The organism is Nonomuraea sp. B208, assembly GCF_057536035.1.
Window position 1 is genome coordinate 406,595 of record NZ_BAAJOU010000030.1, and the last position, 14,332, is coordinate 420,926.

The window sequence follows — 14,332 nt, forward strand, 5'->3', positions numbered from 1 at the left end:
CCCCACCCCACCCCTCAGCCCCCGTCCGGCCCGCAGCCGCAGCCGCAGCCGGGCCCTCAGCCGCCGTCCGGGCCTCAGTCCCGGCCTCAGCCGCCGTCCGGGCCTCAGTCCCGGCCTCAGCCGCCGTCGGGGCCTCAGTCTCGGCCTGAGCCGCCGTCGGGGCCGCAGGCGCGCCCCCGGCCGCCGTACGGGCCGCAGCCGGCGTCCGGGGCGCAGAAGCGGGCCGCGCAGCCCATGCCCCCGCCCGCCCTGCGGCAGCCGGGGGTGTCGCCGTTCCCGGGCGGCCGGTCTGAGGACCTGGCGCTGGGCGGCGGCGTGCCGTCGGCGCCGACGCTGCCGCCCGTGCCGCCGGTGCCGCCCCGGCGCGGCCTCGGCGACATCCCGATCCGGGTCGTCTACCTGATCGGCGCGATCGTCGCCACGATCGCCGCCGTCCTGCTGGTCTTCGTGGTCTTCTCGGGCGACGTCCCGGCCAACCAGCAGCCGTCCGGGGACGAGGACGTCGTCCGCGTCGCCCCGCTGCCGTCCGCCTCCGCCGCGCCCAGCGCACAGCCCTCCGCCTCGGCGACCCCGTCGGCGAGCCCGGTCGTGCTGCCCCCGGTCCCGGCGAGCAGGGCGTTGAAGGCGCTCCCCGGCACCCCGGCGGTGGTCGTCGGCACGATCTCCGACAAGACGGCCGGCATCTCCTACCCGAGGCTCGCCGCGCCGTGGCAGGCCAGGTCCTACCCGCCGTACTCGATCGCGCAGCGCATCGGCAAGGCGGAGCTGCCGTACACGCTGATCGCCTCGGCGATGCACCCGGGCGAGTCCCCGGCGAAGAAGCCCAGCTCGGACGCCGACTATCGGGAGCTCGCCACCGACGCGGTCCGCTGGGCGATGCGCACCCAGTACCCGAAGGGCGCGACGGTCGAGTGGACCGCCTCGCAGAAGGTCCCGGTGGGCAAGGGCTGGACGCTCGGCTACAAGGTCACCTACACCGCCGGCGGCAACCGCCAGGTCGCCCAGGCCCTGGTGACGGTGGTCGAGGTGGGCAAGACGAAGCCGGCCATGCTCCTGGCCTCGATCCCCGAGGCGAACAAGGCGCGCTGGCCGGACCTGAGCACGATCGCCCGCCAGGTTCGTCCGTTGTAAGGCGTTGGCCAGAAGCATCCTCTAGAATATGGTTCCGGTATTGCACCTGGACCTGCTGGAGGATGAGCGATGGCTATCGGATTGAGCGAGGAGCACGAGGCGCTCCACGAGTCGGTGAGCGGCTGGGCCAAGCGGAACATCACCAGCGACCTCCTGCGCGCCGGCGCCGAGGGACGCCCGCCGTTCTGGTCCGGCCTGGCCGAGCAGGGCCTGCTCGGCCTCCACCTGCCCGAGGAGAACGGCGGCTCCGGCTACGGCCTGCTGGAGGCCGCGGTGGCCGTCGAGGCGCTGGCCGAGCGCATGGCGCCGGGACCGTACGTGCCGACCGTGCTGGCGAGCGCGGTCATCCACGCGAGCAAGCGCCACGAGCTGCTGGAGCGGCTCGCCGACGGCACCCTGACCGCCGCCGTCGCCCTGACCGGCGCGCTCACCGGCAGCAGCGCCGAGGACGGCTCGCTGACCGTCTCCGGCGCCGTCGAGCCGGTGCTCGCCGGCGCGCTCGCCGACGTGCTCGTGCTGCCGGTGGCGACGCCCGACGGCGAGCGCTGGATCGCGCTGGACGCCGCCGCCGCGACCGTCACCGAGCAGAAGTCGCTCGACCTGACCCGCGCGGTGGCCAGGGTCGAGGTGGCCGAGACCGTCGTGCCCGCCGACCGGGTGCTGGAGGGGGTCGAGAGCGCCGACGTACGCCACCTCGCGGCCGTCCTGCTCGGCGCGGAGGCCGCCGGCCTCGCCTCCTGGTGCGTCACCGCGGCCGCCGACTACGCGAAGGTCCGCGTGCAGTTCGGCCGCCCGATCGGCCAGTTCCAGGGCATCAAGCACAAGCTGTCGCGCATGCTGGTCGCGCTGGAGCAGGCCCGCGCCACCGTCTGGGACGCCACCCGCGCCGACGGCAAGGAGCTCGCCTACGCCGCCGCCGTGGCCGGCGTGATGGCCCCCGACGCCGCCGTGCAGTGCGCGAAGGACGCCATTCAGACCTTCGGCGGCATCGGCTACACCTTCGAGCACGACGTGCACCTCTACTACCGTCGCGCGCTCACCCTGCGCGCGCTGCTCGGCTCCTCCGCCGACTGGGCCGCCGAGGTCACCGCGCTGGCGCTCCAGGGCGTCACCCGCGAGATGGAGCTCGACCTGCCCGAGGACGCCGAGGCGCTGCGCGAGTCGATCCGCGCCGAGATCGCGGAGATCGCCCAGCTCGAAGGCAAGGAGCAGAAGCGGGCGCTCGCCGAGCGCGGCTTCGTCATGCCCCACCTGCCCCGCCCCTGGGGCCGCGACGCCAAGCCGCTGGAGCAGGTGCTCATCGCGCAGGAGCTCAAGGCCGCCAAGGTACGCCTGCCCGCCCTCATCATCGGCGCCTGGGTCGTGCCGTCCATCGCCGTGTACGGCACCCAGGAGCAGCAGGAGCGCTTCCTGCCGAAGACGCTCAGCGGCGAGATGATCTGGTGCCAGCTCTTCTCCGAGCCCGGCGCCGGCTCCGACCTCGCCTCGCTGCAGATGAAGGCCGAGAAGGTCGAGGGCGGCTGGAAGCTCAACGGCCAGAAGATCTGGACGTCGGTCGCCCACGTCGCCGAGTGGGGCATCTGCATCGCCCGCAACTCCAGCGAGGGCTCCAAGCACGAGGGCATCACGTACTTCCTGGTCGACATGAAGGGCCCCGGCGTCACCGTGCGCCCGCTGACCGAGATGACCGGCGAGAACCTGTTCAACGAGGTCTTCCTCGACGACGTGTTCGTGCCGGACGACCTGGTCGTGGGCGAGGTCGGCGAGGGCTGGAAGGTGGCGCGCAACACGCTGTCCAACGAGCGCGTGTCGCTGTCGTCCGGCTCGGGCGGCACCGGCTCGTCGGTGCCCGACCTGCTCGGACTGGTGGGCCGGCTCGGCCGCGAGCTGACGCCGGTCGAGGCGCAGCGGGTGGCCGAGGTCGTCTGCGAGGGCCACTCGATCAACGCGCTGTCGCTGCGGGTCACGCTCAAGCAGCTCGCCGGCACCGAGCCGGGCGCGGACGCCTCCGTGCGCAAGCTGCTGTCCACCTCGCACGCCCAGCACGTCTCGGAGACCGCCGTCGAGCTGCTCGGCGCCGCCGCGACCGCCGCGGCGGACATGAAGCTGGGCGACGCGGGCTACTGGAACCGGGCCGTCCTCGCCACCCGGGCCATGACGATCTACGGCGGCACCACCGAGGTGCAGCTCAACATCATCGGCGAGCGCATGCTCGGCCTGCCCAGGGACCCCGAGCCCGGCAAGTGACGCCCGGTTAACGCTCGACCGGTTGCGGCGGGACGGCGGCGGCCGTCTCGTCCGCGGCCGGCACGCCGACCCTGATCTCGCCCACGCACGTGGTGCCACCGCCCACCGTGCGGAGGGCGAGCTCGGGGCCGCCGCCGTCGAGCGTGGCGTACGTGATGCCCAGGTTCGGGCCGGCGGGCACCGAGGTCCTGGCGAGGCCCATCCGCACCTCCAGGGTGGTGGCCTCGCCGTTCAGGTAGGAGATCTGGACGACCTGCTCGCCGCCCTTCGGCGGGGCCGGGATCGGGAAGCGCACCTCCGTCCCGCCGACCGGGCGGCACGCGGCCCCTGCCGGGATCGTCGTGCCCGTGAGGCGCACCGGGCGCAGCCGTCCCTGGGCGTCGAACATCCGGGGGACGGAGATCGGCCCGGCGAGCCTGCGCGTCCAGGTGACGTGGTGCCGGGCGGCCGGGTCGACGACCTTCGAGTGGCGGGCGTAGTCGTAGAAGAACAGCGGGAACGCCACCTTCTCCGGCACGTACGCGTCCAGCACGACCGTGCCCGCGGGCACCCGCGCCAGCGCCGCCTCGGCGGTCTCCACGTAGCTCTTCACGTTGCGGCCGAGCGGCCGGTCGGCGTAGGCGGCGACCGACCAGACCGAGCTCACCGCCACCACGGCGGCGAGCGGCGCCCAGGCCATCCGGAAGGGGCCGATGGGCCGCAGCCACGGCTCCGGCTCGCCCGCCACGGGGATGAACGCCAGCCCGATGACGATCGCCACGACCATGGCGGTCGAGGAGAGGTAGCGCAGCTCGTACCCGCTCAGATCGGGACCGAGCAGCTCGATCCGGCCGAGCATGATCGGCGCGACGTCCGCCAGCAGGAAGTAGCCGAGCAGCGTCGCCCACGCCAGCCAGGCCCGCCGCCGCAGGCGCACCGACACCGCCACGGCCGCGACGGCCACGGCGAGACTCGCCCACATCAGCGGGGTCGGGGTGGCGGCCAGCGCGTAGTCCTCGCCGATCGGCTGCCAGCGCCAGGGCCCGCCGAGCGAGGTGGGGATGAGCGAGCCGGTCAGCAGCGTCCAGACCGACTTCGCGGCGACCTCGGCGCTCGGCAGCGAGATGGGCGAGGTCTGCTTGGTGAGCTGCACGGTCGTGAGGAGCTGGTGCAGGAAGAGCACCGCGTACGGCACCAGCACGGCCAGGTAGAGCGCCCACACCCGGAGCAGCCGCCGCGCCCCGCCCAGCCAGCCCACGGTCAGCACGAAGGCGAGGACCGGGATGAAGGGCGCCTTGACGAAGAACACCATCCCGAACGCCGTCCAGGCCGCCGCCGCGACCGCGTGCCGTAAGCGCCCGGTGCGTACGCAGAGCACGTGCGAGGCGAGCGCCATCGGCAGCGCGATCTGGAACGGCAGCGTCTCGGCCACGACGGCCCACCACGACAGCCCGGAGATCGTCATCGGGGTGACGAGGGCGAACCCGAACGGCACCAGGATCGCCGGCCGCGGCCCGAACAGCACCCACAGCAGCCGCAGCAGCGCCAGCCCCGCCGCCGCCTGGAGGCCGAGCGTGAGCACGTGCGCGAGCACGTCGTTGTGGACGCCGAGCCGCCCGAGCGCCCAGTGGATCGCGAACGCGCCCGGCATCAGGTGGCCGTAGTCCACCCGCATGAGGTAGTCCCAGGTGAACCCGTTCTCCAGGCCCCTCGCGAGGAACATGAAGTCGTCCTGGCGGAAGTACGTCCTGTTGACCAGGCCGGCCTTCCACACCAGTTGCACGGCCACCATGACCAGCCCGGCGGCGAGCACGGCGTCGCCGCCGCGCAGCCACGGGCGCCCCCCGGCGCTCGCCACGCTCTCCATCACCCCGTCCTCCCGGCGCAACTCAACCACGGAGGGACATAGTGGTGGAAGTGCTGTGATGTCATAGCCGCATGTCGCAGACGACCCGAGCCGGGCTCGCCGCCGCCCTCCTCGGGCTGGCGCTCGGCTGCCTGGCCCTCGGCCCCGGGCTGGGATGGGGGTTCGTGCTGCTGCACGACATGGTGTTCGTGCCTGACCCGGCGTTCTCGGCCTGGACGTTCGGGCTGGCGGGAGGCGCGGCGCGGGTGGTGCCCAGCGACGCCGTGGTGACCGCGCTGGCCCAGGTGCTGCCCGCCGAGCTGGTGCAGAAGCTGATCCTGCTCGGGATCTTCGTCCTGGGGTGCGCGGGGGCGGCGCTGCTGCCGCCGTCGGCCTCGCTCGGGCCGCGGCTGGTGACCGGCGCGTTCTACGTGTGGAACCCGTACGTGGCCGAGCGGCTGCTCATCGGGCAGTGGGCGCTGCTGCTCGGGTACGCGGGGCTGCCGTGGGTGGTCCGGGCCGTGTGGTCGGGGCGGCGGCGCGCGGTCGCGATCCTTCCGGCGGCCGTGGGCGGCTTCGCCGCGATGACGGTCACCGCGCTCACGGCCCTTCCTCTCGCCCTGGCCCGCCGTGGGTGGCGTGAGCTGATCGTCACCGCCGGGGTGCTGGCCGCGTTCAGCCTGCCGTGGCTGGCGGCGACCGCGCTGCGGCCCGTAGGGCTGGCGGGGGACCCGGTGGGGATCGAGGCGTTCGCGGCGCGGGCCGACACGCCGTTCGGGGCGGTGGGGAGCCTGCTGTCGCTCGGCGGGATCTGGAACGCCCGCGCCGTGCCGCCCGGCTACGAGACCTGGGCGGGCGCGGTGGCGCGGCTGCTGCTGGTGGTCGCCGGGGTGGTGGCGTTCCTGCGCTCCGAGCTGCCGTTCCGTCGCGGGCTCGCCGGGGCGGCGCTCGTCGGGCTCGCCGTGGCGTGCGTCGGGGTGAGCGAGCCGGGGCGGGTGGCGTACGAGCAGGTGGTGGGCTGGTGGGGCGGGTTCGCGGTGTTCAGGGACGCGCAGCAGTTCATCGCGCCGCTGGCGCTGGTGGCGGCCCTCGGCCTCGGGGCGCTCACCGAACGGGTGGCGGGGCGCCGGGCGTGGGTGGGGGCGATGGCCCTGGTGCCGGTGGCCGTCCTGCCCACGCTGTCCTGGGGCGCGCTCGGGACGCTGGACGCGGTGGCGTACCCGTCGAGCTGGAGCGCCGCCCGCGCGGTCATCGCGCGCGACCCGGAGCCCGGGGACGTGCTGGTGCTGCCCTTCGAGTCCTACCGGCGCTTCCCCTGGAACGGCGGCCGCCCGGTGCTCGACCCGGCGCAGCGCTTCTTCGCCGTGCCGGGCCGGCGGGTGGTGACGAACGACGCCGTACGGGTCGGCGAGCTCGTCGTGAAGAGCGAGGACCCGCGCGCCGGTGAACTAGAACACGTACTAGGAGGGCCTTCGCCCGACCTGGCCGGAGCCGGAATCCGCTACGTGATAGTCAACGCGGGGACAGTTGAAGAGCGGGCACGGTTTGCCGTATGGCTACGCAGAGCACACGTTCTGGTCCAGGACCGTGACCTGGGGTTGTACCGGGTTGACGGGCCGGTAAGCCACTGAGCAGGCAGTTTGTTAAGATTTGGCCTAGCTACTTCCGAGTAGCAAGAATTGGTTCTAAGTTGGGTGCGGCCCCGCTCCTGTCAGCCCGCCGAGGAGGAAGTTCCGTGATCAAGGTCCTCTTAGCAGCGATCATCGGCGTCGCCGTAGCGGCCCTCGTGGCGACGGTCACCACGGTCTCCTTCACCGGCGCCACCGCGACGCCGGTCAACCAGCCGCTCTACAACTACGGCGACCGGTAAGGCCGGATCAGCATGCCGCCCTCTCCGCAAGGGGACGGCGGGACGAGCCGACCACCACTGCTTGAGATCGTCGTTCCGGCGCACAACGAGGAACGGCGACTTCCCGGGGGGCTCCTGCAGCTGTGCGCGAAGCTTGCCCGCATGCCGTTCCCGGCTGCCGTCATAGTCGTCGACAACAACAGCACGGATCGCACCGCGGAGATCGTCGAGAACTGGCCGGCCGGGCCCGTACCGGTCCGGCTCATCCCCTGCCCGGTCCCGGGCAAGGGCGCCGCCGTGCGGGCCGGGCTGCTGGAGACCGGCGCCCCGTTCGTGGGCTTCTGCGACGCCGACATGGCGACCGACCTGGACGCCGTCGACGCGGCGCTCGGCCTGCTGCTGTCCGGTGAGCGCGTTGTGATCGGCTCCCGTGCCCACGAGGGCTCCGTCGTGGAGAACCGCCACAGCAGGGTCCGCGAGCTGGGCGCCGCCCTGTTCCGTGCCCTGGCCGGCGCGCTCGTGCCGGGGGTGAGCGACACCCAGTGCGGCTTCAAGTTCTTCGACGGCGTGCTCGCCCGCGAGGTCGCCGCGCTGCTCCGCACGCCCGGCTTCGCCTTCGACGTCGAACTGCTGGCGCGCTGCGCGGCGGACGGCTCGGAGGTGCACGAGATCCCCGTGCGCTGGCTGGACGTGCCGGGGTCGTCGTTCTCGCCGGCCCGTCACAGCTTCGGCATCGTGCTGGAGATGGGACGCATCTGGCTGCGGCTGCGCCCGAGGCCGCGCCTCAGGCCGCGGCACGCCGTGCACCCGGCCTGGGAGCCGCCGGCCGCTCCTGACCCCGTCGGATATCCGTGAAGATCGCCTTCGTCAACTGGCGTGACCCCTGGCACCCCCAGGCGGGCGGCGCCGAGACGTTCGCCTGGGAGCTGGCCCGCCGCCTCGCCGGAGCGGGCCACCAGGTGTGGTTCGTCACGGCGCGCGCGCCCGGCCAGCGCGGCAAGGAGGTCGTCGAGGGCGTGCGCTTCGCCCGCATGGGCGCGACGTACACCGTCTACCCGCTGGTGCTGATCTGGCTGCTGGTCCGGCGCGGGCGCTTCGACGCGGTGGTGGACTGCCAGAACGGCATCCCGTTCTTCACGCCGTGGGTGGTGCGGCGGCGGACGAAGGTGGTCTGCGTCGTCCACCACGTGCACGACCGGCAGTTCGGCGTGCACCTGCCGGGGTGGCTGGCCGCCTTCGGGCGGTTCCTGGAGGGGCCGGTGTCGCGGTGGAGCTACCGGCGGCACCCGAGCGTGGCCGTGTCGCCGTCCACCGAGCTCGCCATGCGCGAGCGGCTGGCCTGGAAGGGGCCCATCCACATCGTCCCGAACGGCGTCAGCGTCGCCGACCCCGGCGAGGTCGCCAGGAGCGCCGAGCCCCGGCTGGTCTGCCTGGGGCGGCTGGTCGCGCACAAGCGCGTGCACCTGCTGCTCGACGCCGTCGCCGAGCTGCGGCGGCACCGGCCGGACCTCCAAGTGGACGTCATCGGCCGGGGGCCCGAGGAGGAGCGGCTGCGGGCGCGGCTGCCCGAGGGCGTCACCCTGCACGGCTACCTGCCCGAGCGGGAGAAGAGCCGGCTGGTCGCGCGGGCCTGGCTGCACGTCAGCGCCTCGCAGGGCGAGGGGTGGGGGCTCAGCGTGCTGGAGGCGGCGGCGCTCGGGGTGCCGACCGTGGCCTTCGACGTGGACGGGCTGCGCGACGCGGTACGGCCCGGCGAGACCGGGTGGCTGTTGCCGGAGGGGGTCGAGGGCACCGGGCTGGCCAAAGGCATTGCCGGAGCACTCGACGAGGTGGACGACACTTATTCCGTGAAATGTCGGGAATGGGCTGACCGATTCTCCTGGGACCGCAGCGCCGAACGGCTCCTTGCCGTGCTGGAGGGCCGCTCTCCAGGCGAGGGCTCCTCCGACCTCGGCGAATGGGCCGGGGAGGAGCGATGAGCCGGCCGCCGGCCACCGACAAGCTGGTCTGGGGCCGCCCCGGCACCGGCCGCGTCACCGGCTCCGACAGCGCCGGCTCGAAGACAGCCGCCCCCAAGGCCGCCGGCCCCGCCCCCAAGGCCGCCGGACCCGCCCCCAAGGGCGGCGCGCGGGCGCTCGGTGAGCGGGCCTGGCGGCGCTGGTGGCTGGTGATCTGCTGCCTCGGCTTCGGCCTGCTGGCGTTCACCACCAAGCCCGGCCACCTCATCTCCGACACCAAGATGGACCTCGCGCTCAACCCGGTCGGCTGGCTGGAGCGCGCCGCGCACCTGTGGGACCTGCAGCACTTCGGCCAGCTCCAGAACCAGGTGGCGGGCTACATCTTCCCCATGGGCCCGTTCTTCGCCCTCGGCGACCTCGCCGGGGCGGCCCCGTGGGTGACGCAGCGGCTCTGGCTCACGCTGCTCATGTGCGTGGCCTTCCTCGGCGTGGAGCGGCTGTCCGGGCAGCTCGGCCTCGGCACGCCGGGCACCAGGATCGCCGGGGCGCTGGCGTACGCGCTGGCTCCGCGCACCCTGTCCATCCTCGGCGAGATCTCCATCGAGTGGCTGCCCGCCGCGATGCTGCCGTGGATCCTCATCCCGCTGCTCACGGCCTCCGAGACGGGCCAGCGGGCGCGCGGGGCGATCAGGTCGGCGCTCGCGGTGGCGCTGTGCGGCGGCGTGAACGCGGTGGCGGTGCTGGCCGTGCTCGTGGCCCCGGTCCTCTACATCCTGACCAGGCCGCGCCCGGTGCCGCGCTGGCGGCTGCTCGGCTGGTGGAGCGCCGCCGTCGCGGTCGCCACCCTCTTCTGGTGGCTGCCGCTGCTGCTGGTCGGCAGGTACGCCTTCTCGTTCCTGCCGTACACCGAGACCGCCGGCACCACCACCCAGGTCACCTCGCTCACGAACGTCCTGCGCGGCGCCTCCGACTGGGTGCGCTACCTGCCCGTGAACGGCGTCTTCGAGCAGCCGCCCGGCTTCGCGATCGCCACCTCGGCCACGATGGTCGTGGTCACCGGCGTGCTGGCCGCGCTCGGCCTGGCCGGGCTGGCCCGCCGTGACCTGCCCGCGAAGGGGTTCGTGCTGGCGCTGTTCGTGGTGGGCGTGGCCGCGCTGGTGGCCGGGCACATCAGCGCGCTGGAGCCGATCACCGCCGAGCCGGTCCGCTGGCTGCTGGACGGGCCGCTCGCGCCGCTGCGCAACCTGCGCAAGTTCGACCCGCTGGTCCGGCTGGCGCTCGCCTTCGGCCTGGCGCACCTGCTGGCCCGGGCCAGGCTGCCGCTCCGCACGCTGGCCGCCGTGGCCGCCGCCGCGCTCGTGCTGCCCGTCTTCAACCAGGGGCTCGCCGCGCCCGGCGACTTCGAGGACGTGCCGCCGTACTGGCGGCAGGCCGCGTCCTGGCTGGACGAGAACGCCGGCGACGACGGCGTGCTGCTCGTGCCGGGCGCCAAGTTCGCCGAGTACGTCTGGGGCCGCCCCATGGACGAGCCCCTCCAGGCGCTGACCACGGCCCGCTGGACCACCCGGCGGATCGAGCCGCCGGGCTCGGTCGGCCTGACCCGGCTGCTCGACGTCGTGGACCAGCGCCTGGCCGCCGGCCACGGCTCGGCCGGCGTGACGGTGGTGCTGCGCCGCCTCGGCGTGCGCTACCTGCTGGTACGCAACGACCTCATGCGGCAGAACCTCCAGGGCGCCTGGCCGTCGCGGATCTACGAGGCGCTGCGCGAGACGCCCGGCGTCAAGCTCGTCCGCTCCTTCGGCGACCCCGTCGGCGACCGGCAGAGCGACGACGCCCAGCACTCGCTCGACCCGGCCTTCCCGGCGCTCGACCTGTACGAGGTCTCCGACGCGGCCGACCTGGTGTCCGTGCAGTCGGCCGCCGACGCGGTGGCCGTGCGCGGCGGGCCGGACTCGCTGCTCGCGATGGGCGACCTCGGGCTGCTCGGCGACGCCCCGGTGCTGGTCGGCGGCGACGCGGGCAAGCGCGAGCTGCCCACCGTCGTCAGCGACGCGCTGCGGCTGCGCGAGCGCTCGTTCGGCGAGCTGCGCTCCAACCAGTCGCCCACGCTCACCGCCGACCACAAGGCCGACTTCGACGGCGTACGCGCACTGGACCTGCTGGAGGACGGCTGGCTGGACGACACCGCGACCGCCGAGTACCACGGGATCTCCGGCGTCACGGCCTCCTCCTCGATCGCCGACCCCGACGCGGTCGCGGGCAGCGGCGACCCGAGCAAGGGTCCGTGGGCGGCCATGGACGGCAACGTCGCCACCGGCTGGGAGACCAGCGGCACCAGCCGCCCCGAGGGGCAGTGGCTGCGCGTGGACCTTCCGGAGCAGCGGCGGATCGAGCAGGTCCAGGTCATGTTCGGCTCCGGTTTCCTGCTCGGCCGGTCCGTCACGCGGGTGGCCGTCGAGACCGACTCGGGCAGCCTGACGCAGGACGTCCGCGACACCACCGACCCGCAGTGGCTGCGGGTGCCGGAGGGCCCGGCGACCTGGCTGCGGATCAAGATCGTCGCGACCGGCTCGGAGCAGTGGAGCTACGGCCAGCGGGCCGGCGTCATCGAGCTGTCGATCCCCGGCGTCGTGGCCGAGCGCACGATCAGGCTGCCCGGCACGGGCGGCGACGCGTACGTCATGGACCAGGGTCTCGACGCCAGGTCCGCCTGCATGCGCAACCAGGTGCGGTGGGTGTGCAACGACGCGGTGCTGACCAAGCACGGTGAGGAGACCGGCTTCGACCGTACGTTCACGGCCCCGGCCGCCGAGACCGTGAACGTACGCGGCACGGCCGTGCTCAAGGACTCCGCGCTGGCCGACCGCTTCACCCGCGTCACCACCGGGCTCACCCAGGTGACCGGCTCGTCCCAGCTCACCGACGATCCGGTGGTCTCGCCGCGCTCGGCGTTCGACGGCGACGCGAGCACCACCTGGATGCCGGCCGCCGAGGACACCCAGCCGACGCTCACGCTCACCTGGAAGGGTGAGAAGACGATCTCGCGGATCAAGCTGGGCCGCCCGGCCGGCGACCGCATGCAGCCGCTCGACGTGGTCGTCACCGGCGACAACGGCATCGCCCGCGCCGGCCGGGTGGACCAGGAAGGGAACCTGACCTTCCGGCCGCTGCGCACGACCGAGCTCAAGCTGCGCTTCACGCCCTACTCCAAGCGGCTGCAGCTCACCGAGCTGGTCGTGCCGGGCCTCGACCCGGTGACCAGGCCCGCCGACATCCCGCTGCGGCTGCCCTGCGGCTTCGGCCCCACGATCGAGGTGAACGGCACGCCCATCGCGACCAAGGTCGCGGGCACCCACGCCGACCTGCTGGAGAAGCGGCCCGTACGCATCCAGGGCTGCGCGCGGGCCGAGCTGAAGGCCGGGGACAACCGGGTGCGGGTGGCCGGATGGGACTCGTTCACGATCGACGACCTCGTGGTCGGCCGGCTGCCGGACGAGCCGCGCGGCGTCGAGGGCGCCGCGGTGCGCGGCATCTGGACGGCCTCCGAGCGCGAGGTCAAGGTGAGCGCCCCGAAGGACGCCTTCCTCGTCGTCAACGAGAACTTCAACGCCGGCTGGCGGGCCCGCGTGGACGGGCGGACGCTGCGGCCGGTGCGCGTCGACGGCTGGAAGCAGGCGTGGGAGCTGCCCGCGGGCACGTCGGGGACCGTGCGGCTGGAGTACGTGCCGGACCGCGCCTACGGGCTCGCGCTGGCGTACGGGATGGCGGGGATCGCGCTGCTCGCCCTGGGCGCGCTGGTGCTGCGCGGGCCGCGTCCCGAGCACGTACGCGAGACCGCCCCGGCAGGGAAGGCGCGCATGTCGCGGCTGCGGGCGCCGTACGCGGTCGTGCTCGGTCTGGCGTTCGGCGGCTGGGTGGCGAGCTGGCAGGGCGCGCTGGCGGTGCTGGCGGCGATGCTGGTGACGTTCGCGCTGCGGGCCAGGCGGCTGCCGGCGCACTGGCTGTCAGCCGGGCTGTTCGGCGTGGCGACGGCGTCGCTGGCGGTCCACCTGGTGCTGCGCGAGCACGGGATCGACCTCGCGGTGCTGATGGACCACGTGCCGCAACTGCTGTCGTCGGCGGCCGTCGGAGCGCTGTTCGGTCAGCACGTCACCCGGCCGGCGCGGCCGGCGCCGTCTCCCGGGCTGCCGGCCGAGGAGCAGGTGCTGGCCGGCGCCGGCTCAGCCTGAGGGCGGTGGCCTCGACGAGATGGTAGCTCCCCACGCTGAGCAGCAGCGTCACGATGAACGACAGCACAGCCACGCTCGGGAAGTCGCCCTGGAACGGCTGCGCCCCGGTGAGCTTGAGCTGCAACGTGATCACCGGCGCATGCCACAGGAAGAAGCTGTAGGAGATGCGGCCGAAGTAGGCGACGACCGGGTTGCCGAGCACCCGGTGGCGCAGCGAGTCCGCGCGCGGCGCCAGCGCGAACGGCGCGACGAGCAGCACCGCGACCGCCGCCTCCAGGCTCATCCTGAGCAGCGACTCGCCCAGGGTGGGCAGCGTGAGCGTGCGCGGGCCGGCGAGGCCGGTGCTCAGCACCCCGTACAGCAGGAAGGCCAGCACGAGGAGCTGCGGCGCGAGCGCGTCGATGGCCCGGCTCTCCTTGAGCCACACCGACAGCACCGCCATCGCCATGCCGCAGGCGAAGAAGACCAGATGGTACGGCAGCCAGAGCCCGAACTCGGGCCGGTCGGTCAGCCGGGCCACGACGATGGTGGCCACCGAGACCAGCGGCAGCAGGCCGATGCCGGTCAGCAGCCGCACCGGCCGGTTCCCGCCCCGCGCCCACCGGTCGAGCGCCCAGGCGAGCAGCGGCAGCGCGACGTAGAAGGCCATCTCGATGGGCAGCGTCCACATCTGGTAGAGGCCGTCGGGCGTGGGGTCGCCGGGGAAGTAGTTCTGCAGCAGGAGCAGCCACTTGACCCAGCCGGTCCAGTCGAGGCCGCCCCACGCCCAGAGCGTCAGCGCGGTCACCAGCCAGTAGACCGGCATGACGCGCAGCACCCGCCGCCACAGGTACGTGACGGGCCGGGGGCGCTCGGTGCCCTCGATGGCCGCCCGCGCCCACGGGCGGTAGAGGAGCAGGCCGGACAGCAGGAAGAAGATGGGGACGGCGATGCCGAGCCGCGCCATCAGCCAGGCGTACATGCCCTCGCGGTACATCACGCCGGTGTTGCTGCCGACGTGCAGCAGCCAGACGCCGAGCGCGGCGCAGGCGCGGACGCCGTCGAGGGCCGCGTCCCTGTTCTTCATCCCTGTCCCCACCTCCGCGGATCCGTG

Annotated in this window: 9 protein-coding genes; 7 read left to right on the forward strand and 2 right to left on the reverse strand. The window is 73.7% G+C overall.

Annotated elements, in window-relative coordinates; genetic code table 11:
• Positions 1–234 precede the first annotated feature (234 nt).
• On the forward strand, positions 235–1,131 hold the full coding sequence (locus tag AC27IY_RS43485) for a hypothetical protein (protein WP_487181585.1): 897 nt from the start codon (positions 235–237) through the stop codon (positions 1,129–1,131).
• 69 nt (positions 1,132–1,200) lie between these two features.
• Positions 1,201–3,378, forward strand: a complete 2,178-nt coding sequence (locus AC27IY_RS43490) for an acyl-CoA dehydrogenase family protein (RefSeq protein ID WP_487181586.1) — start codon at positions 1,201–1,203, stop codon at positions 3,376–3,378.
• Between the two features lie 7 nt (positions 3,379–3,385).
• On the opposite strand, the gene AC27IY_RS43495 is transcribed toward AC27IY_RS43490, so the two are convergent.
• On the reverse strand, positions 3,386–5,254 hold the full coding sequence (locus tag AC27IY_RS43495; RefSeq protein WP_487181587.1) for a hypothetical protein: 1,869 nt from the start codon (positions 5,252–5,254) through the stop codon (positions 3,386–3,388).
• A gap of 41 nt (positions 5,255–5,295) precedes the next feature.
• Between AC27IY_RS43495 and AC27IY_RS43500 the strand changes: the two genes are divergently transcribed.
• The 5 genes from AC27IY_RS43500 (at position 5,296) to AC27IY_RS43520 (ending at position 13,239) form a co-directional block, all read left to right on the forward strand.
• Positions 5,296–6,834 carry an MmpA family trehalose lipid delivery protein gene (locus tag AC27IY_RS43500; RefSeq protein ID WP_487181588.1) on the forward strand — a complete coding sequence of 513 codons (1,539 nt, stop codon included), beginning with the start codon at positions 5,296–5,298 and terminating at the stop codon, positions 6,832–6,834.
• A gap of 104 nt (positions 6,835–6,938) precedes the next feature.
• A complete protein-coding gene (locus AC27IY_RS43505; protein WP_329584535.1) occupies positions 6,939–7,073 on the forward strand; it encodes a hypothetical protein in 135 nt (44 codons plus the stop codon).
• Positions 7,074–7,085: 12 nt separating this feature from the next.
• Complete coding sequence (locus tag AC27IY_RS43510; RefSeq protein ID WP_423443679.1) at positions 7,086–7,907, forward strand: glycosyltransferase; 822 nt, start codon at positions 7,086–7,088, stop codon at positions 7,905–7,907.
• Positions 7,904–9,031, forward strand: a complete 1,128-nt coding sequence (locus AC27IY_RS43515; RefSeq protein WP_487181589.1) for a glycosyltransferase family 4 protein — start codon at positions 7,904–7,906, stop codon at positions 9,029–9,031. The genes AC27IY_RS43510 and AC27IY_RS43515 overlap by 4 nt, the downstream gene beginning before the upstream one ends.
• Positions 9,028–13,239, forward strand: coding sequence for an alpha-(1->3)-arabinofuranosyltransferase domain-containing protein (locus AC27IY_RS43520; RefSeq protein WP_487181590.1), 4,212 nt, complete (start codon positions 9,028–9,030; stop codon positions 13,237–13,239). The genes AC27IY_RS43515 and AC27IY_RS43520 overlap by 4 nt, the downstream gene beginning before the upstream one ends.
• Here the strand turns inward: AC27IY_RS43520 and AC27IY_RS43525 are convergent.
• The gene (locus tag AC27IY_RS43525) at positions 13,160–14,305 is read right to left on the reverse strand and encodes an acyltransferase family protein (protein WP_487181591.1); all 1,146 of its coding nucleotides are present in this window, start codon (positions 14,303–14,305) and stop codon (positions 13,160–13,162) included. The genes AC27IY_RS43520 and AC27IY_RS43525 overlap by 80 nt on opposite strands.
• Positions 14,306–14,332 lie beyond the last annotated feature (27 nt).